This window comes from Enterococcus sp. DIV1224, from assembly GCF_050555455.1.
Classification (GTDB): Bacteria; Bacillota; Bacilli; order Lactobacillales; family Enterococcaceae; genus Enterococcus_B; species Enterococcus_B lactis.
Genome location: NZ_CP187859.1, coordinates 2543699 through 2567500, shown reverse-complemented (window position 1 = coordinate 2567500; position 23802 = coordinate 2543699). Strand labels below are relative to the sequence as shown.

The 23802-nt window shown below is 37.8% G+C and carries 20 protein-coding genes (1 of these 20 running past the window's edge); 13 read left to right on the top strand and 7 right to left on the bottom strand.

Annotated elements, in window-relative coordinates; genetic code table 11:
- The 4 genes from IGK53_RS12570 to gor all read left to right on the top strand — a co-directional run.
- On the top strand, positions 1–2437 hold the 3' portion of the coding sequence (locus IGK53_RS12570) for an ATP-dependent Clp protease ATP-binding subunit (RefSeq protein WP_002329778.1). It extends 50 nt beyond the left edge of the window; the window shows 2437 of its 2487 coding nt (coding positions 51–2487); its start codon lies beyond the left edge, outside the window; its stop codon occupies positions 2435–2437.
- A gap of 220 nt (positions 2438–2657) precedes the next feature.
- Complete coding sequence (locus tag IGK53_RS12565) at positions 2658–3581, top strand: peptidase U32 family protein (RefSeq protein WP_002315795.1); 924 nt, start codon at positions 2658–2660, stop codon at positions 3579–3581.
- A gap of 5 nt (positions 3582–3586) precedes the next feature.
- Positions 3587–4840 carry a peptidase U32 family protein gene (locus IGK53_RS12560; protein ID WP_016629233.1) on the top strand — a complete coding sequence of 418 codons (1254 nt, stop codon included), beginning with the start codon at positions 3587–3589 and terminating at the stop codon, positions 4838–4840.
- 133 nt (positions 4841–4973) lie between these two features.
- Positions 4974–6320 (top strand): glutathione-disulfide reductase, encoded by a 1347-nt coding sequence (gene gor, locus IGK53_RS12555; protein ID WP_002329780.1) that lies wholly within the window; start codon positions 4974–4976, stop codon positions 6318–6320.
- Between the two features lie 93 nt (positions 6321–6413).
- Here the strand turns inward: gor and IGK53_RS12550 are convergent, their stop codons facing one another.
- Positions 6414–7853: a helix-turn-helix domain-containing protein gene (locus IGK53_RS12550; RefSeq protein ID WP_411213387.1), complete on the bottom strand. Its 1440-nt coding sequence runs from the start codon at positions 7851–7853 to the stop codon at positions 6414–6416.
- Positions 7854–8584: 731 nt separating this feature from the next.
- Here IGK53_RS12550 and IGK53_RS12545 point away from each other — a divergent pair.
- Together IGK53_RS12545 and IGK53_RS12540 are read left to right on the top strand one after the other, a co-directional pair.
- A complete protein-coding gene (locus tag IGK53_RS12545; RefSeq protein WP_002342321.1) occupies positions 8585–10033 on the top strand; it encodes a helix-turn-helix domain-containing protein in 1449 nt (482 codons plus the stop codon).
- A 98-nt stretch (positions 10034–10131) separates the two neighbouring features.
- Entirely contained in the window at positions 10132–10440 is a 309-nt protein-coding gene (locus tag IGK53_RS12540; protein ID WP_002329783.1) for a hypothetical protein, read from the top strand.
- A 275-nt stretch (positions 10441–10715) separates the two neighbouring features.
- On the opposite strand, the gene menA is transcribed toward IGK53_RS12540, so the two are convergent.
- The 3 genes from menA to pplA all read right to left on the bottom strand — a co-directional run bounded on the left by menA (position 10716) and on the right by pplA (position 13810).
- Positions 10716–11669 (bottom strand): 1,4-dihydroxy-2-naphthoate polyprenyltransferase, encoded by a 954-nt coding sequence (gene menA, locus IGK53_RS12535; RefSeq protein WP_002329784.1) that lies wholly within the window; start codon positions 11667–11669, stop codon positions 10716–10718.
- Between the two features lie 12 nt (positions 11670–11681).
- Complete coding sequence (locus IGK53_RS12530; protein WP_002329785.1) at positions 11682–12785, bottom strand: FAD:protein FMN transferase; 1104 nt, start codon at positions 12783–12785, stop codon at positions 11682–11684.
- A gap of 89 nt (positions 12786–12874) precedes the next feature.
- The gene (gene pplA, locus IGK53_RS12525) at positions 12875–13810 is read right to left on the bottom strand and encodes an extracellular electron transfer flavoprotein PplA (protein WP_002307821.1); all 936 of its coding nucleotides are present in this window, start codon (positions 13808–13810) and stop codon (positions 12875–12877) included.
- Between the two features lie 301 nt (positions 13811–14111).
- Here pplA and IGK53_RS12520 point away from each other — a divergent pair, with 301 nt between their 5' ends.
- The 4 genes from IGK53_RS12520 (at position 14112) to IGK53_RS12505 (ending at position 18506) form a co-directional block, all read left to right on the top strand.
- Positions 14112–16046, top strand: coding sequence for an NAD(P)/FAD-dependent oxidoreductase (locus IGK53_RS12520; RefSeq protein ID WP_002329786.1), 1935 nt, complete (start codon positions 14112–14114; stop codon positions 16044–16046).
- 454 nt (positions 16047–16500) lie between these two features.
- Positions 16501–16917 (top strand): NusG domain II-containing protein, encoded by a 417-nt coding sequence (locus tag IGK53_RS12515; RefSeq protein WP_002315806.1) that lies wholly within the window; start codon positions 16501–16503, stop codon positions 16915–16917.
- A 13-nt stretch (positions 16918–16930) separates the two neighbouring features.
- Positions 16931–17497 (top strand): Gx transporter family protein, encoded by a 567-nt coding sequence (locus tag IGK53_RS12510; protein WP_002329787.1) that lies wholly within the window; start codon positions 16931–16933, stop codon positions 17495–17497.
- Between the two features lie 22 nt (positions 17498–17519).
- Positions 17520–18506 carry a polyprenyl synthetase family protein gene (locus tag IGK53_RS12505; protein ID WP_002329788.1) on the top strand — a complete coding sequence of 329 codons (987 nt, stop codon included), beginning with the start codon at positions 17520–17522 and terminating at the stop codon, positions 18504–18506.
- 153 nt (positions 18507–18659) lie between these two features.
- Here the strand turns inward: IGK53_RS12505 and IGK53_RS12500 are convergent, their stop codons facing one another.
- A complete protein-coding gene (locus IGK53_RS12500) occupies positions 18660–18890 on the bottom strand; it encodes an LPXTG cell wall anchor domain-containing protein (RefSeq protein ID WP_269202445.1) in 231 nt (76 codons plus the stop codon).
- Positions 18891–18973: 83 nt separating this feature from the next.
- Here IGK53_RS12500 and IGK53_RS12495 point away from each other — a divergent pair, with 83 nt between their 5' ends.
- Complete coding sequence (locus IGK53_RS12495; RefSeq protein WP_002329789.1) at positions 18974–20416, top strand: putative mucin/carbohydrate-binding domain-containing protein; 1443 nt, start codon at positions 18974–18976, stop codon at positions 20414–20416.
- A gap of 15 nt (positions 20417–20431) precedes the next feature.
- On the opposite strand, the gene IGK53_RS12490 is transcribed toward IGK53_RS12495, so the two are convergent.
- The gene (locus IGK53_RS12490; protein WP_002329790.1) at positions 20432–21205 is read right to left on the bottom strand and encodes a hypothetical protein; all 774 of its coding nucleotides are present in this window, start codon (positions 21203–21205) and stop codon (positions 20432–20434) included.
- A gap of 373 nt (positions 21206–21578) precedes the next feature.
- Between IGK53_RS12490 and IGK53_RS12485 the strand changes: the two genes are divergently transcribed.
- A complete protein-coding gene (locus tag IGK53_RS12485; RefSeq protein WP_016629240.1) occupies positions 21579–21824 on the top strand; it encodes a hypothetical protein in 246 nt (81 codons plus the stop codon).
- A gap of 216 nt (positions 21825–22040) precedes the next feature.
- On the top strand, positions 22041–22229 hold the full coding sequence (locus tag IGK53_RS12480) for a hypothetical protein (RefSeq protein ID WP_002315817.1): 189 nt from the start codon (positions 22041–22043) through the stop codon (positions 22227–22229).
- A 457-nt stretch (positions 22230–22686) separates the two neighbouring features.
- Here IGK53_RS12480 and IGK53_RS12475 read toward each other — a convergent pair whose 3' ends face one another.
- Positions 22687–23655 carry a biotin--[acetyl-CoA-carboxylase] ligase gene (locus IGK53_RS12475; protein WP_002329792.1) on the bottom strand — a complete coding sequence of 323 codons (969 nt, stop codon included), beginning with the start codon at positions 23653–23655 and terminating at the stop codon, positions 22687–22689.
- Positions 23656–23802 lie beyond the last annotated feature (147 nt).

Here is a 23802-nt window from a genome sequence, read left to right as displayed (position 1 = left end):
AGAAGAAGCAAAACGATTAAAACATCAATCAGTTAGTTCAGAGCATGTTTTACTAGCATTAGTAGTTGAACAAAATGGAATTGCTGGAAAAGTATTACGTGAAATGGATTTGAATGAGACAGAAATTTATGAAGAAATTGAACATCTGATTGGTTATGGCGGTATCCGTTCTTACCCTAAAGGAGTCTTTCTTCCATATTCTCCAAGAATGAAACAAGTTTTTGCTTTAGCTAGCAGCGAAGTAAAGAAAACGAGTTCTCAAAAAGTTGGAACAGAACATATTTTGATGAGCTTATTAAAAGATGAAAGTATCATGGCTACTCGAATCATGATCAACTTAGGTATCAGCCTTTCAAAAGCCCGACAAGTTCTGAAACACAAAATGGGACTAGCTGGTGATTCGGGTGGAAAGGGAATGAATCGTCGTAGAAATATACAAGATAAACGGCAAACACCGCAAGGAACACCTACACTGGATTCATTAGCACGTGATTTGACGAAATTAGCAAAAGAAAACAAGTTGGACCCAGTTGTTGGTCGTTCTAGAGAAGTGAAACGGCTTATTCAGATTCTTAGCCGACGGACAAAGAACAACCCTGTACTGGTGGGCGAACCTGGTGTAGGTAAAACAGCCATTGCTGAAGGACTAGCACAAAAAATCATTTTAGGAGAAGTACCAGAAGACATGCAAGAAAAGCGCCTGATGATGCTTGATATGGGATCTTTGGTTGCTGGTACGAAATATCGCGGTGAATTTGAAGATCGAATGAAAAAAGTCATCGACGAAATCTATAATGATGGTCAAGTAATCTTATTCATTGATGAATTGCATACCTTGATTGGTGCAGGTGGAGCAGAAGGAGCAATTGATGCTTCGAATATCTTGAAACCGGCGTTAGCTCGAGGAGAATTACAAACGATCGGAGCAACGACCCTAGATGAATATCAAAAATATATCGAAAAAGATTCTGCATTAGAGCGACGTTTTGCACGAATTCAAGTAGATGAACCAACTCCTGAAGAAGCGGAAGAGATTCTTCAAGGATTACGTTCAAGATATGAAGAGCACCACGGGGTAGAGATTACAGATGAAGCTGTGCGGGCAGCAGTGAATCTTTCTGTTCGTTATATCACTTCTCGTCAACTACCTGATAAAGCGATTGATTTGATTGATGAATCAGCAGCGAAAGTCCGTTTGGATCAAACCGATCACTTAACAAAATCAACTGTAATCAAATTAGAAATTGATGAATTAGTACAAGAAAAAGAAGCAGCAATCCAAAAACAAGACTTTGAAAATGCTGCGCAATTACGTAGACAAGAAAAAGCACTACGTAAAAAGCTACAAAAAGTTTCTGCAATCGAAGCAAAACAGGAACAAGGATATGCTGATCGTGTAACAGAAGAAGATGTTGCTACAGTTGTATCGGAGTGGACTGGTGTCCCTCTACAGCAGTTGGAGAAAAAAGAAAGTGAACGTTTGTTAGAATTGGAAGGTCTCCTGCATGAACGTGTGGTTGGTCAAGATGAGGCTGTCAAAGCAGTTTCACGCGCCATCCGTCGTGCACGAAGCGGCTTGAAAGATCCTGACCGTCCAATTGGGTCATTTATGTTCCTTGGACCAACTGGTGTCGGAAAAACAGAATTGGCCAAAGCACTTTCAGAAGTCATGTTTGGAAGCGAAGATGCCCTGATCCGTGTTGATATGTCAGAATTTATGGAAAAATACAGTACAAGCCGATTAATCGGATCTCCTCCAGGATACGTAGGGTATGATGAAGGTGGACAGTTGACAGAAAAAATTCGTCAAAAACCATATTCAGTGATTCTCTTAGACGAAGTGGAGAAAGCACATCCAGATGTTTTCAATTTACTTCTGCAAGTATTGGATGATGGTCATTTAACAGATTCTAAAGGTAGAAAAGTGGACTTTAGAAATACGATCATGATTATGACTTCAAATATCGGAGCGACACAAATCCGAGAAGAAAAAAATGTCGGATTTAATGTCCAAGATGTCACGAAAGATCACAAAGCCATGCAAAAACGTATCTTAGAAGAGTTAAAGAAAGCTTTCCGACCTGAATTCTTGAATCGAATTGATGAGACTGTCGTCTTCCATTCATTGAGTAAAGATGAAATCCATACAATCGTCCAAATCATGAGTAAAGCGATTATCAAGCGATTGAAAGAACAAGATATTCAAGTGAAAATCACCCCATCTGCAATCGATGTGATCGGGAAAGCCGGATTTGATCCTGAATATGGTGCACGTCCAATCCGTCGCGCACTTCAAAAAGAAATTGAAGATCGATTGAGCGAGGCGTTGCTTGGCGGAGAGATTCGTTTAGGTGACCACGTAACAGTAGGTGCTTCAAAAGGAAAGATCACATTGAATGTTCGCGGACCTAAAAAGGAAACAGTAGGTTCCCTATAGGTACTTGGTCTATGTAGCTGAATTTTTATAATAGTAAGACTTGATTAAGAGGTTGTGACAAGTTTTTTGTCACAATCTCTTTTTATATTTGGACAGAATATATCGAACTTTATTTTGACTTTTTGTGAAATAATTTTCAAAAATCCGACTTTAAATAGAAGAAGTATTGGAAAGTTTTTAGAGCTATGCTACTATTATGAAGTTGTAGGAGGAGGAAATTATGATCGAACTCATAACCACAGTAGAGACTATCAAACAAGCAGAACAGTTGCTTGCTGCAGGTGCAGACACACTATATTTCGGTGAAGAGCAATTTGGATTGCGTCTGCCTGCTTCATTTACACGAGAAGAACAGCGACAATTAGTAGAATTAGCACACAAGCATGGTAAAAAAGCAAATATTGCTGTAAATGGGATCATTCATCCTGAAAAAATGAAAAATGTACCTGAATATTTGGCTTTTTTAAAAGAAATAAACGTAGATGTGATCACAGTTGGTGATACAGGTATCATTTATACGATGAAAAAAAATCCTGAATTGCGTATACCGTATATTTATGATGCTGAAACATTAGTAACGAGTGCACGTCAAATCAATTTTTGGGCGAAAAAAGGCGCAGTTGGCGCAATACTTGCTCGTGAAGTTCCTTTTGAAGAGATGAAGGCGATGGAAGAAAAACTCGACATCCCTGTAGAAATCCTTGTGTATGGTGCTACATGCATCCATCAATCCAAACGTCCACTGCTACAGAATTACTATAACTATACGAAGCAAGACGAACAAAAAGATCGTGAAAGAGGTCTTTTTATCTCGGAACCTAAAAAAGAAGAGACACATTATTCTATTTATGAAGATAGTCATGGCACACATATTTTTGCCAGTAATGATCTAAATCTCTCGAATGAATTGAATGAACTTTATCAGCATCATTACCGTACATGGAAATTGGACGGGTTATTTACTCCAGGCGAAAATTTCGTGAATATCACTCAACTATTCGCCGAAGCAAAAAAACAAATTTTAGAAGGTAGCTGGGATCAAGCAAAAGCAGAAAAATTGACGAGCGAAATCAACAAATTACATCCTGAAAACCGTGAATTAGATACAGGATTCTTTTATATTGATCCTTCTGCTATCAAATAAGGAGTATGATGAATGAAATGACAGTAAAAAGAAAATTGAAACGTCCAGAAGTCTTAGCGCCAGCAGGAACACTGGAAAAGTTAAAAACAGCGATCCATTATGGAGCAGATGCAGTATATATTGGCGGAAATGCGTATGGTTTAAGAAGCCGTGCAGGCAATTTTACTTATGAAGAAATGGCTGAAGGGGTTGCTTTTGCAAAAGAACACGATGCAAAAGTGTACGTGGCTGCTAATATGGTCACCCATGAAGGAAATGAAGAAGGCGCTGGGGAATTTTTCCGCAGTCTGCGCGATGTCGGTATTTCTGCAGTGATCGTTTCTGATCCAGCTTTGATCGAAATTTGCGCGACAGAAGCTCCAGGTCTGCCGATCCATTTATCCACTCAAGCTTCAGCAACCAATTTTGAGACATTGGAATTCTGGAAAGAGGAAGGGTTGGAACGTGTCGTTTTAGCTCGTGAAGTTTCAATGGAGGAAGTGGCAGAGATCCGTAAAAATACGGATATCGAAATCGAAGCATTTATTCATGGAGCCATGTGTATCTCTTATTCTGGTCGCTGCACATTGTCCAACCATATGTCAATGCGGGATGCGAATCGTGGCGGATGCTCTCAATCTTGTCGTTGGAAATATGGATTGTTCGATATGCCTTTTGGTCAAGAACGAAATAGTTTGACTGATACAGGAGAAATTGAAGAAGAATTCTCGATGAGTGCAGTTGATATGTCCATGATCGAGCATATTCCAGAATTGATTGAAAACGGCGTAGACAGCTTCAAGATCGAAGGAAGAATGAAATCGATCCATTATGTATCTACAGTGTCAAACGTCTATAAAGCAGCTGTAGACAGCTATATGGAAGATCCTGAAAACTATGTCTGCAAACAAGAATGGATCGACGAGTTATGGAAAGTGGCACAACGAGAGTTAGCTACAGGCTTTTATTACAATACACCAACTGAAAACGAGCAATTATTTGGTGAACGTCGTAAAATCCCAGTATATAAATTTGTCGGTGAAGTATTATCTTATGATGAGGCAACACAGATTGCTACGATACGTCAGAGAAACTTATTCTCTGTAGGGGATGAAATCGAATTTTATGGTCCAGGGTTCAGTCATTTCAGTCAAACAGTCGAAATCATGCATAATGAAGAAGGGGAATCCATTGACCGAGCACCAAATCCAATGATGGTTTTGACCATGCCAGTCGCACAACCAGTGAAACCTGGAGATATGATCCGGAAACGTAAATAAAGAAAAAGCTGATACATCCTTGTTTCAAGCATCTTCGCATACAAAATCCAAGAAAAGTGTTACACTTGTTTTCTGTAGAAAAAGGATCGTTAAATAAAGGTTTTGATTGATCTCTTCAATAAGGAGGAACAAAATGCAAATATATGATTACATCGTAATTGGTGGCGGCTCTGGCGGTATTGCTTCAGCAAACAGAGCAGGGATGCATGGCGCAAAAGTTTTGCTGATTGAAGCAAATGAATTAGGCGGAACCTGTGTCAATGTCGGTTGTGTACCTAAAAAAGTCATGTGGCAAGCAAGTACGATTTTGGAAACAATTGAACGTGATGCTCCAAGTTACGGCATCCAAGCAGATTTAAAAAGTGTCGATTTCGCCGGTCTAGTAGAAAGACGAGAAAAATATATTGATTTTCTACACGGTGCTTACCAAAGAGGATTAGATAGCAATCATGTCGAGGCTATAAAAGGATATGCTACTTTTATCGATAGTCAAACGATCGAAGTAAACGGTGAAACTTATCATGCGCCTAAAATCTTGATTGCAACTGGAGGCCGTGCAAGCAAGATGAGCATTCCTGGTGGTGAGTACGCCATTGATTCAAATGGATTTTTTGAATTAAAGGAATTACCTAAGAGAGCAATTGTTTTAGGTGCTGGATACATCGCAGCTGAACTTTCAGGTGTATTTCGTGGTTTAGGTAGTGAAGTCATGTGGGCATACCGAAAAGAACGTCCACTTAGAACGTTTGATAACATGCTTTCGGACAATCTGATCCAAATGTACCAAGAAGCTGGGATCAAGACTTACGCACATCATATTGCTAAAGAAATCACTAAAAATGATGACGAATACACGGTGTTATTTGAAAATGGCGAAACCTTAACTGGCGATTGTGTCCTTTTTGCAGGCGGGCGTGTACCGAATACTGAAAATTTAGGTCTGGAAAATACAAATGTCGAATTGGACGAAAAAGGATTTATTAAAGTAGATAAATACCAAAACACAACGGATGAACATATTTTTGCAGTTGGTGATGTGATCGGTAAATTAGACTTGACTCCTGTTGCAATCGCAGCTGGCCGACGTTTGTCGGAACGTTTGTTTAATGGGAAGAAAGATTCTTATCTGGACTATAATCTTGTTCCGACAGTTGTCTTTACGCATCCACCAATTGCAACGATTGGTTTGACAGAAGAAGAAGCATTGGAAAAATATGGCGAAAATGAATTGAAAGTTTATCGTTCACGCTTTACTCCAATGTACTTTGCTTTGAATGATTATCGCCAAAAATGCGAAATGAAATTGATTTGCGTCGGAAAAGAAGAAAAAATTGTCGGCTTGCATGCTATTGGTGTAGGTGTCGATGAAATGCTACAAGGTTTTGCTGTGGCTATCAAGATGGGCGCAACAAAAGAAGACTTTGATAATACAGTAGCCATCCATCCAACAGGGGCGGAAGAATTCGTAACGATGCGATAATTTAATACTAGCAGTTCCAGCAGCTTTTTATTGAATAAATCAATGTAAAACCAGAAAATCAGTATACTGATTTTCTGGTTTTTTGTTTTTTAACTATTTATGTAAGATTGCTTCGATATTTTCCCAAAACGAATAAGTAGGGAAGTTGGATATTTTGATCATCTTCGTATTCAGCTGGTTCCTATCTAAAGGAAAGTCAGTCAAAACCAAATCATATTGATTGATCAACCGATAGTTCAAATCAAAAAAGCTATCCTGATATTCTTTTATTTCTTTTATCTCAGGAAATTTTTTAGTTAACAATTCCTTATATAAGAAACAAACTTTCGGTTCTTGAGAAGAAAGGATCATGACTGTATATGTCTTTTTTTTTGGAATGATTCGATCAATAAGAGCTGGAGACAGCAAAACCAGTTCTTCCAGCAATTCTTCATATAATAGACGATTGGTTAGAATAAACGAATAATTTTCTTCCACCAATGCTTGTTCATAAAAAGAAAGAATGAGTGGATCCGATTTCAAGACGATCACAAAGAATTGTTTAAAGGAATTGGTTAGAAAAGGTAAAAACTCCTTCTTGAAAGAAATCAAATGATACAAGTAATTTAATTGCTGATCAGATAACATTGTATCAGTAGATAAAGAACGATAGAAATTTTGTGACAAGTTTCTTAATTTTTTGATTTCATGAGCTGGCGCCTTTACAGAAGCAAAATGGATCATTTGGCTGATTGGACGCAAAAGTTCACTAGCTGTTTCTTTAGTTAAATAGAAATGATAATTTTTCTCCATAACGGAGCAAAATGTAATGTTATTTTTCGTTCGCTCAAAAAATAAATCAATATCCATTTCGAGAGGTTGGCTTTTCAACTGATCGGATAATTTATGTTTCTTTCCGATCCGGATAATAGAAATCAAAAAATAATAAATCAAAAACAGCTGTTTGTGGCCAGATAGTTTGTTTAATGGAGGATAAAGTTTCATGTATCGTTTGATAGCTGCAGACAATATTTGGGAATGAGGAAGTTGATTTGGTGTATAGATCTCCTCAAATAAACTGCAGTAAAAAAAACGTATTTGTCTCTCCTCACCTTGAATATGTACATATGGAGTAGTGTGGATTCTAAAAAGAAATCCTCGCTTTTGAAAGGATTCATTCAGAAACATAATGATTCTGCGAATACTTGCTGTACTTAGAAATAACTGATCAGCTAGTTTAGCAATACAAGGTTCTTGCATCAAAATGATTTTCAACAATTGTATATGGCTTGAATGTTTTAAGATAGTACTCGTGATGCTTTCTAAATTATATTCACAAGGTAATCTCAAAGAAACTTTCTGTTGCTCGTCGATATGAATAGATGCCGGAGAATGAACAAAATTAAATGCGGCAATATCAGATAAGAGTGTTTTTTTTGTTACAGCAATTTTCTTCGCTAAGTCTTCTAAATAAAATGAATCCATACTCAAAAGCATGGCTAATCTTAACTGTCTTTCTGATAATTTTTCAAGCATAGTTATATCTTCTGTCATATTTCCATCTGCGTTTTTTAAGAAATAATAGATAAAACGCTCCTTCACTTCCTTTCTTTTCTTTTCGGTCGTTCTTAACCATTATCCCACGTTATAGAGAAAATTAATTCATTTGTATGTTTGTTCAACAATTTTAAGCAACAGGCAGAATAAACAGCAAAAACAGCAAAAACAGAATGCTTTGACCTCATATTTTTGTTAATTAAAATAACTAAATAACCATAAAATGAATAGTTGGATGTTTTTTATTTTTGTTATTTTTAATTATGTATTTATAAATCATTATTGTACTCTCTATATTTACAGTAAAAAAATAAAACATAAATAAAAAGCTTAGATAGAAATATCATGCTTATGTTCTTTAGATTATTGTTATTTAAAATAGCAAATATAACTACTGAATGAAAACTAAACCAACTATACTTTTAATTATTTTATATAAAATTGTTTTTTTATTTATATCTTCGAGGGTTGAAAATGATATTTCAAGGGAGTTGCTCTTCATTCGATTTTTTGTTTCCGAAAATAAAAGATCGTTTTCTTTTATTTTTTTGATAAATACTCCCTTAGATATAGTTATTTATACTGTTTATCCAAAAATAATAATTATAACATACAAAAACAGTTTTTAAGAAACAGGTTTTCCAAAATAGAAAAAAAATAATACTAAATTCTAGCGTAAATAACTGTAGGATAGATTTAATAGCAAACGAGAAAAGGGGAAGTAAAAAATGGTAGGATTTTTGGAAAAACAACTAGAGAGACAAATCATGCTGATCTGCTTGTTAAGCATGGATATGGCTGAGATCAACGACCTTGCGGAAGAGCTAAAAGTGACGGATAAAACAATTATTGCAGATATTGATAATTTTAATTCTTCTTGTTTTCCTGCGTACATCGAGGTCAATCAGTATAAAGAAGTAACGTTGAAAATACCCAGTAACCTCAATTTAGATGATATTTTTATCAAGATCCTAAATAATTCTATCTATATAGAAGTCTTAAAATACATTCTGATTTCAGAACCGTCTTTAACTGAGATTTCAGCTAAATTATTTTTGAGTAAGACAAGTGTCAGGAGAATCATTACCAAAATAAATACGTACTTTTCAAAAGAAAGATTAGATATACAAATCATCTTAACCACCAGACTACAAATCATCTTAACCACTAGACTACAAATCATCGGTGATGAAATCTATATTCGCAAATTTTTCTCAAGTATGTTCAAAGAAATCTGCAAAGAAAAAGATCTTCCTTATTTTGAAATGATTTATAAAATGTTGAAACGCTGTTTGATCAAGCAAGGACGGGATGCTAGCTCTTCTAAAATCATTTATACAGTCTATTATATTTTTACTTCGATCATTCGAATCGGGAACGACCATCTGATTCCCAAAGAGGAACTGGCAGATCGGCCAGCTGTCGTTGACTCAATTATGGAAACGATCAAGAGCGATACCGTCTTCTGCACGCTTATCAATCAAAATTATAAATTTGTGATCAGTAGAGAAAATATAGAAAATATTTTGAGCCCATATCTCAGTCTGCTTTTTACCAATCCAGCTGAAACAGATGAGTATATGCTCAGAAGAGTAGAACTGTTTCTTAAACATTTCTATTATCTTTCCAATATCAATGAAACGGTCACAACTGAAAAGGTTTTGCATTTCACCAGTTTTATTACCTTTTATAAAGAATTGACTTTTTTCAAAGTCAGCTATGCAGATATCTTTTATAAGAAAATCCTGAAGAAAAAAGTCCAGATATGGGAAGCTTATCAAAGTGCATTGATCATCTCTAACTTATCCTCTGTACGGAAAAATGAACTTTTGTTAAAAGAATTACTGTTGGAGCTGATTGTCTCTTCGAATGAATTACTGCATCGAGTGGAGCCAAAACTAAAAGAACGGTCTATTTTGTTATTAAGTTCACAAGAAATGGGACTTCCTATTTTATATAAGAACTTGATTTTGAATAAGTACCCTTCTTTTAAGAAAGTCGATATTTATGAAAAAGATGTTTTTTCTTTAGACTATACACTGATCAACCAATATGACCTAGTATTGACCGATGTGAATTTGAATTTGAATCGCATATCTTCTGCCATTCTGAAAATTTCTAAAGTACCGACGGATGCTTTCTGGCATAATTTGGAAACGTTTCTTCATTCTACTTGAAAAAAGAGTTGCCAATAAATTATTATTTCGGAAAAAGTAGGTGTGGTATAGACAATTTTCAGCGTTAAGATAAAAACAAAAACACTGGAGGAACGAAAATGAAAGAGTTAATCGGTTTATTTTGTATTTTATCCTTTACGTTCAGAATATTGGCCTCAATGATCAAAGCATTGTATTACGTGGCAAGAACCCTTGTTTTATTACCAGTCGCAGGATACAAGTGTTACAAAGAATGCAAAGCCAACAAAAGAGAGAGTAATCTTTCAAATATTTCATCTACATCATCAAGGGAAAGCAATAGACAATATGGGACTATTGCCAATCGGATATCAGATGCTTCCAAGGATGCAGACAAGACAAATAAGTTAAAAAACGAACCGATTTTACCCAAGAACAAGCAACCTTAACAGCTAAATTAAAAGGAATTAACCAGAGCGCTAAGCTAATATCTCAAAAGCCATCAGTTCAAGAAAATTCTCGTCAAGTTCGCTGATACGAATCAAAAAAAAATAAGGGGCTGTGACAAAAGTCTTGTCACAGCCCTTATTTTCGAATAAACGGTGTTCCAGAAGTAGCTTCTTCGGAAATAAGCCAAAATTTCACAAAAATTTGAGAAGCAATTTTCGTAAACTCCTTCTTATTTCTTGAAGCTGACTACTTCTGTCACAACCTCTTCAAGTCGTTAAATGGCTTGTACAACGATCGTTAGTAATAAACCCAATACATAGCTAGCATTGAATAAGACCATATTTTTGATGGAATAGCTGAAACTGATAGGTTGGGGTAATGTTTGCTTGAATTGATCTAAATGCTTCTTCACAATTGGAAAAGTCAAGAAGGTGACTAAGATCGGCCATTCATAGATACCACTCAACAATCCCATCAAAATCACAAAATAGCAAGCATACATCAATAGCTGGAATAAGACTGTTCCTGCTGGGCGTCCGATATAAAAAACCAGTGTATAGCGATGATTTTCAATATCGCGGTCAAGATCTCGCAAATTATTAGCTAACATGATATTGGCAATCGTAAACACCAGGGGTAAAGAGGCTAAGACAATTGCTGCTATAGCCCAAAGGTTTCCTACCAAAGCAAATTGCCCGGATGAAAAGTTGATCGTCAGATCATAGACATCCGAACCGAATGTATTGACATAAACGACCATGGCAAAAATCCCAAGTCCCATAGTCACCCCGCTGAAGATTTCCCCTAAAGGCATTCGAGACAAGGGAATTGGACCGAATGTATAGAATACTCCGATAAAACAACAGATAAATCCCATCAAAAGCAAAAGCCAACCCGTATTGATCGTTAAAATAACGCCAATAACAAAAACAAATGCGATCATCGCTAAAATCATGTTTCGGATCAATACAGGGGATAGATTTCTGCGACCAATGACGTTTTCTTCATACTTATATACTTCAGAATGAGCTTTTTCATAATCCATGTAATTATTGATCGCGGTAGTCGCTAAATCAAAAACTAGCATCCCAATAAAAAATAAAAAAGTGTTTAGCCAATGTATCTCGTGAAAAAAAGCGATAGAGAATAATACCCCTACCGCAAAAGGAAATACACTAGCCACCTTTGTTCGTATTTCAACTACTTCTAAAAAGATTTTTAGTGTCATGGTTCGTGCTCCTTATTTTAATTCAGAACGGTCACCCATCGTGTAATGGGAATCCTCAGATAATTTGAAAGTGTCTTTAATTGGATCGGTCACATATACTTTATCATCTTTCGTTACGAAGATTGCTTCCGTCCCATTGTTCAATTCGCTTTCGACATATTCCAGACCTTTTTTCACACCCATTGAAAAGACTGCTGTAGACAGACCGTCACCATCGATCGATTTATCTGTTATGATCGTGACACTTGCGATATCGTTGTCGAACGGGTAACCCGTTTTTGGATCGAACAAATGATGGTATTTTTTGCCATCTACTTCTAAATAGCGCTCGTAAATTCCAGAAGTAACTAACGTTTTGTTCCGTTCTTTGATAGAACCTAGAACAGAGCCACGAGCCATATTCGGATCTTGGATGCCAACTGTCCAGTCTTGATTTTCGCCTCTTGGGCTGTATCCTAAGACATAGACATTCCCACCTAAGTCAACGATAGCAGTAGTCACACCTTGTTTTTTCAAGACTTTTACTACTTCGTCCGTAATGTAGCCTTTGGCGATTGCACCTAAGTCGATGATCATCCCTTTTTCTTTTAGATAGACCGTTTTTTCTTTGTCATTTAGTTCGATCTTATGATAATCCACTAATTTCAATGCCTGATCGATTTCTTCTTGTGAAGGTTTTCTGGCGTCATCAAAACCGATTCGCCATAATTGAGTGATCGCACCAATTGCCATATCGAATCCGCCTTGAGAATCTTGGCTGTATTCATAGGCTCGTTTGACTAACGTGTAGACGTCGTCAGAAACTTTTACTGGTTTGATACCAGCTTGTTCATTCACTTCATCGATCTCGGAACCTTTTTGATTGATCGTGATTTTATCACCAAGTTCTTTTACTCGATCAAAGGCAGGTTTCAATGCTGATTCTTTGCCTTCATCATACACACGGATACGAACGTAAGTCCCTAACAAGAACTGTTCATCAGAGTACGGATCTTTTAAGATCTTGGTAGATGCTGAACTTTCAGTGGTTGTATTTTTTGTTGAGTTAGTGCAGCCAGTTAGCACCATAAAAGAGATGCTCAGTGTGATTAAGGAAAATAGTAGTTTTTTCCGCATTGTTTTCCTCTCTTCATTTTGAAAGGTGAGACGACTGCCTAACCTGGCTATCGTCCCACCCTCCAACTTTTATTCGTATGATTATGTGATTATTTTTCTGTTACGATATTATCTACTTCGATTGTTTGAGTGTCGCCTTTTTCAGCTGCATTCACTAATTGTTGTGCATACATGATGAATGAATGTGAGCTGTGTGTAGCACCTGTAACAACTTCTACATCAGCTGGTGAGCCGTCTTCTTCACCCATTGCTTTGACGAATTCATCGTTAAGAGTAGGGATGTAAGTTTTTGGTTCTGTCCCGCTTTTGGCTTTCATGTTTTCATTGTATTCTGTATCATCTTGTTTTGATTTGCCGTCTTTGTCGATATAATCAAAGTTTGATTCAGTTACTTTGCCGCCAGCAACTGTCATTTCGAATTGCACACGGTAGCCGTTAGAGTAGTTCTTTTCTTCTAGCTTGTAAGTGCCGTCTTTCAAATCAGCACCATTGTCGATTTCGATTGTATCTGTGTTACCAGCTTGAGCAGCTTGGATCAATTGTTGTGCGTAGTTTTGGAAGCTTTCAGATGAGTGAGTAGCTCCAGTTACGACTTCCACACCGCTTGCGCTTTGTGCTTTTAAGAATTGGTCATTCAACTCAGGAATGTATTTTTCTGGATTTGTGCCAGATTTAGCTTCCATGTTTTTGTTGTATTCTGCATCTTTTGTTTTTGATTCGCCGTTTTCATTGACGTTATCATATTTTGATTCAGTGATTTTGCCGTCTTTTACAACCATTTCAAAGACTGCGCGGTAACCATTTGAATAATTTTTTTCTTCTAATTTATATGTGCCGTCTTGCAAGTCTCCGCCAGCAACAACTTTTGCAGATGATTCTGTTGTGCTTTTTGCAGTCGAAGATTGTGCTGTAGATGATTCAGAAGAAGAATTTGAACTTCCGTTGTCATCTGCGCCGCAAGCGCCTAACACTAGAGCTGAAAATGCTAACACGGCAAATCCAGTTACAAAACGTTTTTTCTTCATTTTAATACCCCACCATTCCATTTTTAGTCCACAATTTTTCTTTGTGATTCATTATACATTCTAATCTTTTTAGCCTATAAGTCAACTATTTTCGATAAATAACCCATGTAATATTTCAAACGTTTTCTTTCAGCAAATTTCGCGAAAAAACGCTTTATTTTAAAATTTGAAAAAAATCCAAAAGGAGTTAGACAAAAGAACAGAACATCTATATAATATATGGAGATTGTGTAATAAGTATCAAACTAAAAGAATTATCATATATTCATTATATAGATAGTCTATAAGGAGCGGATGATCAATGGCAAAGCAAAATATTGTCGTTGTAGGAGCAGGATATGCCGGTGTTTCAGCTACAAAATACTTGGCAAAGAAACTGAAAAAAGAAGATGTAGCAATTACTCTGATCGATCGTCATTCGTACCATACTATGATGACCGAGTTGCATGAAGTAGCTGGCGGACGTGTAGAACCAGAAGCAATCCAATACGATCTGCAGCATTTGTTTGCTCGTCAAAAGAATGTACAGCTTGTCACAGACACAGTTGTCGGTATCGATAAAGAACAGAAAATCGTCAAGACCAAATTAGGTTCCTATCCTTTTGATCAGCTGATCCTTGGAATGGGCGGAGAGCCGAATGACTTTGGTACACCTGGTGTCAAAGCACACGGATTCACTCTTTGGTCATTTGAAGACTCTGTAAGGATTCGTGAACATATTGAGAAAACAGTAGCAAAAGCTGCATTGGAACCAAATGATGAGTTGCGTAAAGCCATGCTGACTTTCGTTGTCTGTGGTTCTGGGTTTACCGGTATTGAAATGATTGGGGAACTGATCGACTGGAAAAATCGCTTAGCCAAAGATTATAAGTTGGATCCAAACGAGATCACACTGATGGTCGTAGAGGCAATGCCGACGATCTTAAATATGTTAGACCGAAATGATGCTGCAAAAGCTGAACGCTATTTGCGTAAGCACAATGTAGAATTATTATTGAACGCACCAATCGTAGAAGTGGCTGCGGATCATATCAAGCTGAAGGACGGACGCAACATTCCGACCCACACACTGATTTGGACAGCTGGTGTTAAAGGAACTTCTGATGCTGCTGATTTTGGATTAGAAGCAGCACGCGGACAGCGGTTGATCGCCAATGAATACATGCAGGCAAAAGGCTACGAAGATAAAAACATCTATATCATCGGTGATTTAGTCTTTTATGAAGAGTTTCCAGGAACACCGACACCGCAAATCGTCCAAGCTGCTGAACAAACAGGACACACAGCCGCAGCGAATATCGTGGCTTCGATCAAAGGCGGAGAAAAGCATAAATTTAAAGGAAACTATCAAGGATTTATGGTTTCTATTGGTGCTAAATGGGGGGTAGCTAACCTATTTGATAAGATTCATCTAAGCGGATTTTTAGCTATCGTAATGAAACATATCGTGAATTTGAAATACTTCTTTGATATTCGTTCTGGTTATTATATGTTCCAATATTTAATGCATGAGTTTTTCCATATCAAAGACGATCGCAACGTGACTCGAGGACATTCTTCTCGTTACGGCAACGTTTTATGGAGTGTGCCACTTCGTATTTTCTATGGTTTAGTTTGGTTCGTTGAAGCTTCCAAAAAAATCATCGGGAATGGTGAAGTGTTCAAACCAAGTACTTGGTTTGGTGAAGGATCATGGTTCACTGGAAACAGTGTATTCCCTTGGACATGGGAATATAACGTAACAGATGTTGCCAGTGGTGCTTCTGCTGCTGGAGATGCAACGACAGCTGCTAGTGGAGCAGGGGCAAGTGCCGGAGAAGCAGCGACTCATGCTGCACATTTCGGTTTGAGTTATGCATACGGAGAAGAACCAATGGCTGTGATTGAGAAGTCACCAGACTGGTTCACAAAGATCATGCAAGTGATCATGCCAAATAATGATGTAGCAATGTTCTTCCAGAAATTCATGGTATTCTTTGAAATCGCCTTGGCATTAGCATTGATTGCTGGGTTATTCACATGGCTATGCAGTGCGACAACGATCGTATTAGTGATCATGTTCTGTTTATCAGGTATGTTTTACTGGGTAAACATTTGGTTCATTTTTGTTGCTTTCGCATTGATGAACGGTTCCGGTCGTGCGATTGGTTTGGATCGCTGGGTGATTCCATGGCTACAACGTACACTAGGCAATTGGTGGTACGGTAGACCAAGTGCCCAATACGGCAAGAAATAAATAGACCAAAATAGATGAACAACGTTACTTGAATGCAAGATTTCAATAGAAAGGGGCTGAGGCAAACCGTCGCAGCCTCCTTTTTATGTAAAATAAAGGAATAAGATGCCCGAGATAAGCCTCCACGCTTAAAGCAAGACGCAGGTGTCACAACCTCTGATAAACGGTATTCCAGAAGTAGCTTCTTCGGAAATAAGACGAAATTTCACAAAAATTTGAGAAGCAATTTTCATAAATTCCTTCTTATTTCTTGAAGCTGCCCACTTCTGTCACAACCTCTTGATATAAATGGTGTTCCACCTGCTGCTTCTCGGTAATAAGCCCTAAGAATCAGAAAACATGGAAAGCTGTTTTCTATTCTTCGTTCTTATTACTCAAAGCAAGGCGCAGGTGTCACAACCTCTTGTTTTTATGCTAAAATTGGGTGAGTTAATCTGGAAAAAGGAGAACAAAAATGAGCCTTAAAGAATTTGCTGAAAAAAGTCTGCTCAAACCTTGGGATGTTTTTATAATTTTTCTTTTGACTGTTCTTTCTTTTTTACCAGTCATGATTTTTGGTCTTCAGCAAAACACCGCAACAGCAGAAAAAGAAGCGGTATTGCGTGTGGATGGCACAGAAATCAAAACATTCCCTTTGATGGCTGGAGAAAAGAGCTACACATATACTTACAAAGATAAACACGGAGATTATAACTTGATTGAGATAGATGGCGATCGAGTACGGATAAAAGAAGCAGATTGCGATGACCAGATCTGCGTACGTCGAGGCTGGGCAACGAAAAATGGCGAAACCATTGTTTGTTTACCACATAAATTAGTGATCGAGGTCCGATCAACAGATGGGGGTGACGAAGACAGTCTGATTTATTAGACCTTCACACACCATGAGCAAATTACAAAAAATGATTTATATTTCGCTACTTGTTGCACAAGGAGTGATCATTGGCTTACTGGAAAATATGATCCCTTATCCTTTTGCTTTTGCGCCTGGGGCAAAACTGGGATTAGCCAACCTGATCACGATCGTTGCGATTTTTACCATGAAAAAACGGGACAGCTTCTTGTTATTGTGGCTGCGACTATTTCTGACTACCTTGCTAGGTGGAACGATTTCTACGTTCCTTTATAGTATGAGCGGTGCGCTGCTTAGTTATTTTGGGATGTTATTGGTCAAGCAATTAGGTCCCAAACGTGTCAGTATCATCGGAATCAGTGCGGCCGGCGGGTTCATGCATAATGTCGGTCAGCTTTTGATGGCCTCTTTCATTGCGCAATCATGTACAGTCATGCTGTACTTGCCAGTCCTTTCCGTTCTGGGAATCTTGTCAGGAATCGCTATCGGGATCGCGGCGAATTATCTTTTACGACATGTGCAGACACTGCAACGATTCCAAAAAGATTATGAGCAGGGAACCAAACAACAATGGAGCCCGATGTTTACTAAAAAATAATCGTCACACAAGGAGTTTTTTTATGAAGCTACATCCAATGTGGGAAAACTATCCTGCTTTAAGTAAAGAATTGACAGAAACACTAAAACGGATGGAAGAAACTGTCCGTCTGAAAAACAAACCTGTCGAACAAGCAATCAAAGAAACGATCCATGCCGGCGGAAAACTGTTGCGACCTGCCTATCAGTTACTGTTCTCACAATTTGGACCAGAGCAAGACCGGGACAAAGCCATCGCTTTGGCAGCTTCCATCGAAATGCTCCATACGGCCACACTGATTCATGATGATATCGTTGATGAAGCAGATCTGCGACGTGGTCAGCCTAATATCCGTAGTCAGTTTGGGAATGTCGTTTCTGTCTATGCAGGAGATTATTTATTCGTCTGCTGTTTTAAACTATTGTCTGATTACTCGACTTCCCTGAAAAGTCTTCAATTGAATTCTCGCAGTATGGAAAAAGTATTGAACGGCGAATTAGGGCAGATGGATGATCGCTATAATTATGAACTTTCTGTAAAAGAATATTTGGAGAATATCTCAGGTAAGACAGCTGAATTGTTCCAACTAAGTTGTTCTGTTGGCGCTTTTGAAAGTGGAACAAGCGAGCGTTTCGCAAAAAAAGCAGGAGATATCGGACTTTCTATCGGGATGGCCTTCCAGATTATCGATGATATTTTGGATTATACAAAAGAGAGTCAGGAAATCGGGAAACCTGTACTAGAAGACATGCGTCAAGGAGTCTATTCTTTGCCATTGATCTATTCTTTGCAAAAAAACAAACAGAGTTTACTGCCTTATTTAGAGAAGAAAACGGAAATGACAGAAGAAGATGTTGAAGCCGTACGCAAAATCGTTGAACGTACAGGAGGTGTGGGAGAAGCTAAGAAATTAGCAGCAGCCTACACCGAAAAGGCGTTGAAAGAAATCAAGAAATTACCTGATACCTCTCTTCGAACGAGAGAAAACCTTTTTTCCCTTACTCAATTGATTCTAGACCGCAAAGACTGAATAGAATTTGGTGCAACACGTGGATAAATTCCTAAGGATGAAATCTGCGTGTTTTGGATCACTTGAAATGGATTTTTTGATGTTAACAAGCAAAAATAAAGAGCAACGTCGCTAACTGACGTTGCCCTTTATTTTTTATCTCGGATCATTTTTTTATCTTTTCGACTTCTTATGACTCATGAAAGTGATTCTTAAACCGATTACAAGTAATATAACGCCTGCGACTGTTATCCAATTATTTGATTGACTTCCAGTTTTAGGAAGTACTTTTTTTGATTTGTTTAAATGATCATCGCTTGTTTTATTAGTTAAGTTGACGTTCGTCTTGTTATCCGAACTTGTTCTTGGGAAAGAGACACTTGCATGACGACTATCACTTGTGATAAATGTTGTATCTGCCGTATCGGTACTGTCACTTATTGTTCGAGTAGTATCTGAGCTATCGCTTGTAGTCGTTGTAATTAGGTATGACGCAGATCACTGTACCTTATGACGTGAAATGGGGAAGTACGATTTCCTTGAGAGGACTTGGTGATCGTACAGCAGGAGCATACAGTTTGACGAGAAGCGTTGATGGTACACTACGTCTGTATTCAACTTTTGGGGATAACCGAGCGAACTTAGATACACAAGTTCATCCTTATTATGGAAGTAGTGTCTATTATTCGATCGAAGTACTAGACGGAGAAACAAGCACCTATCAATATGAAGTCACGGGTAATGCGGTTATCAGGAATGCAATCAATGGATTCAATCAAGGCGATCCGTTAGAGGTTTCCGCTGGGAATATCATTAAAGTTTACCATGCGGAATCCAACACCCGAAGCAGACTGATGGTAAATGAAGTTGCGGAAAACTATACATTCGGCACCCTTTTCTCTTATTATCGAGTGACTGACAATGGCTTAGTTCCAATCAAACAGTTGGAAGCCGAAGCAGTTCCTCAGACATTTAACTTAGGTGAAAGCGCCGATGAACGCAATCTAAAGGAATTGGTTAGAAATGTACGAGTAAATGGCACAGTCGTAGACGCAAGCGAGTATGAAGTCACCTTACGTTCAGAACTTGATACGTCATTGATTGGTACGCGTGAAATCGATATTGAAGTCCGTACAACTGATGGACTAGGTATCGTACAACTGACAGTTCCTTATGAAGTGAAGTGGGGGAACTCGATCATCGCCCAAGATCAGGCAGCAAACTCTGATAAGACAGTAGCTGTTCTGTCATTGACCGAAGAGAATAATTTGCCAAAACTGACAGCTACGCAAGGAGACGGACTTGATTCTTTCAGTCCAGTAGCCTCTGCACCACAAGCAGTATTTTATCGAGGTGATCTTACTTCACCAAGATTCTCCCTTTTGACCAATAACTTGGCTGTGGACGCACAAACACTGAGAAGCAATTGGAACAATGTTCTTAGACAAAATGAATTAGCCTATGGTGATGTGCTTTCTTTTGAAGTTTTCGATTCTGCGGGGAATAACCTACTTGGAAATAAAACAGCTGTCTCAAGAAATGAACAGTTAGTAAAAGAAGTAATCGGTCATCCACAAGCTTTTTACGAACTGACAGCTAATGGGTTCAATCTTCTACGTATCAACCAATTAAAAGTAGAAACGCAAACCATTGAAAGTGGATTGACAGAAGAGGAATTAAGTCAAAATATCGAATCTTATCTGTCAACTGACGGATTCGATACGATCCATGTGACAAAGTTCATCCAATATCCTGACACAAGTAAAGCTGGAACAAGTAACGGGATCATCGAAGTAGAAGAAACATTAGCGACAGGTGGCACAGCTACGTATAACTATACGGTACCATTTATCGTGGAGAACTCGACGGAATGGATCGATGTCAAGATTCCTAAAAAATTGCTTTTTGGAACGACTGACGCAAATAGTTGATGGGCTTTTTGAGTATTATCGTGTAGGGTTAGGCTTTGACTGCGATGGACTTGATAGATTTGAATTCTTAGCTCTGTTACTAGCGTTTTGAGTTAAGTTATCTAATGCTGCGTGGGTGGATTTTCGTCTGGTTTTTACCTGATGAGAGGTTAGGCTTTTAGAAAGGCTCTGTTTGTAGTCCTCAACTGCTTTTTGTAATTTTTGAGGTGGATTTTCTAGTTTCGCCATCTCTTTCCTAGCATTCCAACCTAAAGATTGATCAGCTCTGAGTGCATTATCAATTTTTACTTGAGTAGTTACGTAATTTTGTATTGCATTTGTGATCTTATTTTTGTTAAAAAGTCTATTCATGAATGTATCTACCTTTTTACATTGTTTTAAATTATTTGTTTGTTTAGCTAGCAGCGACTTAAAATCATTTAAACTGGTCTCTTGTTTTGCCTCTTGTTTTTTAAATGATTGTTCTTTTTGCTTCTGTTGTGTCTTTTGTTTCGCCATTGTTTTTCTAGTATTATCAAAGGTCTTTAATATTTCTGGTGCTCGTGTTTTCAGTTCTTCTCGTAATTTTGATGCTTTTAATTCTGCCTTCGCATATACCTTGTTATCTTCAACTATTTTGTATTCAGGTGTATGTTTTCCATGTTTGGGTGTACTTTCCATAACATTTATATTATCTCGGAGTTGTGCTACAAGATCTTTTGTTGTAGGATCTTTAATCTCATTGATCATTTTATCTAATAGTGTTTCTTGCCTATAATCTGGTGAATTTGCAATATCTTCTTTTGGCATGTCAATTCCTCTTTTCTTTTTTTATTTGTATCTTTGTATTCACTTTATCATGCTTTCTTTTTGTTTTTGTTCCGTCTTTTTCTAAGGTGGAAAATATCTGGTACGGTTTTCTGATATTTTCCATAAAAAATAAAACAAGGGGCTCCTTTATGAAAAAAGATTCGTACCGATTTTTTTCAATCCTCATTTATCCTTGTTGTCAAAGGCTTTTTTTCTTCGTATCATTCTTTTTTATTTTTAGAAATTATGGTCCCAAGGCATGAAAAAAAACATGTTATAGTAAAAACATAAGTGAAGTTGGCAGAGGAATCAGCCGATTTTTACTGTCTATCTAAGCGAAAAACAGCTGTCCACAAAAATCAAATCGAGGAGGATGCATTTGAAAAAACTCATCACTAATTTAACACGTACAGATGTTTCGCCCCTGATTCTTCGGTTAAAAGGAGAGAAACATGCATTTACGTTTGAAGACATCGAAAAAGAAAGCGGGATAAAATTGACGAGCGCAGACAAATTTTTGATCCGTTCTGTCGCAGAGAAAAAATTCAAAATGCAAGTGGTGTGCGAAGCACCGGAGAACCAGCTGAAGTTCTTTCCAAAAGCAAAAGAACTTTCTTGATCACTCTATTTATTGTTCTATCTATGTAGCAAACAGGAAAAAATAACAAATATGTTATTAAAAGTGTTGCAATCGCATACAAAAAGAGTAAAAAACAAAATAGTCCTTTATTATAGGAGATGGAAACACGAGAATGTCAGACAGGGGGGATGGGATGCGTTGATTTTTTAGTTGTAAGTTGGTTGCTACATAGATAATAAAGGGGGAGTAATTGGATTGAAAAAGAAAATCATTGGTAGTCTATTACTATCAACGCTAGTGTTGACGAGTATGATAAATATGTTCATCAATGAAGACTTGCAAGCGGAAAATCACGTGCTCAATATCAGTCGCACGCTTCAAGAAGAAAAGGTGAACGATCTCAATCCTGGGGGAGAAGATGGTATCGGCAATGCCTGCCACTGATAGTCATCGAAAACTATCGCGCAGGTTATATCGGCTCTATCGACATCGTTCCTCAATAAAAAAGAACGATGAGAAGATAGATATTTTTTAGGAAACAAGCACATAACTTATGATCGCATAAGTATTTTCACACAGGACTAGCAAATAGTCCTGTGTGGGTATCATAAAAAAACTGAATAGAAACAATAATCAGCTTTACCACCATTGATAGAAAAGAGATAGAAAACCGAGAAAAGGAATCGGTCCTCTATCTCTTTTTGCTGTACAAACGCATGTTTCTCCTGTTTTTTGCATGGATTCCTTTAAAGAAAGTGTACCATGCTTTCTTGATACGTTTAGAACACCTTTTTCTAGAGGATAGAAAAAGGTAAGTCAAGAGAATAAGGAGAGTCGTTTGAAGAGAACTCAGAAAAAAGGACACTGTATGAGATCAGGTGTCCTTTTGTGAAATCTGCTATTATTGCGTACGGATAGATGTGAGACTGATTTCGCCAGAAGACAAACTCATTTCCTGTTCATTTGTTTGGACGATCAGTTCGCCATGATCACCGATTTCTTTTGCAAGACCGACATAAGTCGTTCCTTTCTGATTGAACGACACGGTTTTTCCCAATACGAATGATTTTTCTTTATAGAAGTCCAATGCTTTTTTCGGTTGAGAAAGATAGGTGAACAATTTCTGCCAGATTTTGCTGATTAGCTGATTCCTTGTGATACTCGCTTGTCCATCAGGAAAGACAGAGGTGGCTTTTTCTTGGAGATCAGCTGGAAAATGATTTTGAGGAACAGAAAAATTCAGCCCGATCCCGATGATGATATGACTGATCCTGCCGCTTTCCATATCACTGACTGCTTCAGATAAAATCCCACAGACTTTTTTTCCATCCATGTAGATGTCATTGACCCATTTGATCGAAGCAGAACGACCGGTAACAGATTCAATGGCTTTCACACAGGCACTGGCTGCGATGATCGTATATTGAGGCAGTTCATCAAACCGTTTGTCTGGATGGAGTAAGAGACTCATGTAGATTCCTCGTCCAGGTTCGGCAAAAAAAGGTCGTCCAAAACGTCCACGAGCTTGTTCTTGTGTATCAGCAACAAATAACTTCGAAACAGAATCTCCGTGAGCTGCTGCCAATTTGGCATCTTTCATCGTAGATTCAGAAGTCAACATCGTTTGTACCTTCAAATCGGGAATAAAAGACCGTAGCTCTTGCTGGATTTCTTTTGCATCTAGTACGTCAGAGGGCAGGTAACGATACCCTGTAGGCCCGTGCTCAAAACGATAGCCTGCCTTTTCCAATTCTTTGATGGCTTTCCAAATACTTGTCCGGGAAACTTCCAGTTGCTGTGCTAACTTTTCTCCGGAAAGAAAATCTGGTGTCTCTTTCAATAAATGAAGTACTTTGTCTTTTGTTGTCATGGCACCAAGCTCCTTTCTCATCCATTCTATCAGGAAGAAGGAGAGAACAAAATAGTTTTCGAAGAAACAACGGTTGATACATAAAGCAAAAACGAAAGAAGAAAAGAGAAAAAAGAAGAGGGTGGGCGTTCATTTTTTGTCCCAGCC

What these genes read in the sequence shown, in the direction of transcription:
- pplA (WP_002307821.1), bottom strand. Translation starts at nt 13,810, where the DNA reads ATGAAGAAAAAACGTTTTGTAACTGGATTTGCCGTGTTAGCATTTTCA.
- IGK53_RS12495 (WP_002329789.1), top strand. Translation starts at nt 18,974, where the DNA reads ATGACGCAGATCACTGTACCTTATGACGTGAAATGGGGAAGTACGATT.
- IGK53_RS12520 (WP_002329786.1), top strand. Translation starts at nt 14,112, where the DNA reads ATGGCAAAGCAAAATATTGTCGTTGTAGGAGCAGGATATGCCGGTGTT.
- IGK53_RS12530 (WP_002329785.1), bottom strand. Translation starts at nt 12,785, where the DNA reads ATGCGGAAAAAACTACTATTTTCCTTAATCACACTGAGCATCTCTTTT.
- IGK53_RS12475 (WP_002329792.1), bottom strand. Translation starts at nt 23,655, where the DNA reads ATGACAACAAAAGACAAAGTACTTCATTTATTGAAAGAGACACCAGAT.
- IGK53_RS12565 (WP_002315795.1), top strand. Translation starts at nt 2,658, where the DNA reads ATGATCGAACTCATAACCACAGTAGAGACTATCAAACAAGCAGAACAG.
- IGK53_RS12550 (WP_411213387.1), bottom strand. Translation starts at nt 7,853, where the DNA reads ATGACAGAAGATATAACTATGCTTGAAAAATTATCAGAAAGACAGTTA.
- gor (WP_002329780.1), top strand. Translation starts at nt 4,974, where the DNA reads ATGCAAATATATGATTACATCGTAATTGGTGGCGGCTCTGGCGGTATT.
- IGK53_RS12490 (WP_002329790.1), bottom strand. Translation starts at nt 21,205, where the DNA reads ATGCCAAAAGAAGATATTGCAAATTCACCAGATTATAGGCAAGAAACA.
- IGK53_RS12560 (WP_016629233.1), top strand. Translation starts at nt 3,587, where the DNA reads ATGATGAATGAAATGACAGTAAAAAGAAAATTGAAACGTCCAGAAGTC.
- IGK53_RS12505 (WP_002329788.1), top strand. Translation starts at nt 17,520, where the DNA reads ATGAAGCTACATCCAATGTGGGAAAACTATCCTGCTTTAAGTAAAGAA.
- IGK53_RS12540 (WP_002329783.1), top strand. Translation starts at nt 10,132, where the DNA reads ATGAAAGAGTTAATCGGTTTATTTTGTATTTTATCCTTTACGTTCAGA.
- IGK53_RS12545 (WP_002342321.1), top strand. Translation starts at nt 8,585, where the DNA reads ATGGTAGGATTTTTGGAAAAACAACTAGAGAGACAAATCATGCTGATC.
- IGK53_RS12515 (WP_002315806.1), top strand. Translation starts at nt 16,501, where the DNA reads ATGAGCCTTAAAGAATTTGCTGAAAAAAGTCTGCTCAAACCTTGGGAT.
- menA (WP_002329784.1), bottom strand. Translation starts at nt 11,669, where the DNA reads ATGACACTAAAAATCTTTTTAGAAGTAGTTGAAATACGAACAAAGGTG.
- IGK53_RS12485 (WP_016629240.1), top strand. Translation starts at nt 21,579, where the DNA reads ATGCATTTGAAAAAACTCATCACTAATTTAACACGTACAGATGTTTCG.
- IGK53_RS12510 (WP_002329787.1), top strand. Translation starts at nt 16,931, where the DNA reads ATGAGCAAATTACAAAAAATGATTTATATTTCGCTACTTGTTGCACAA.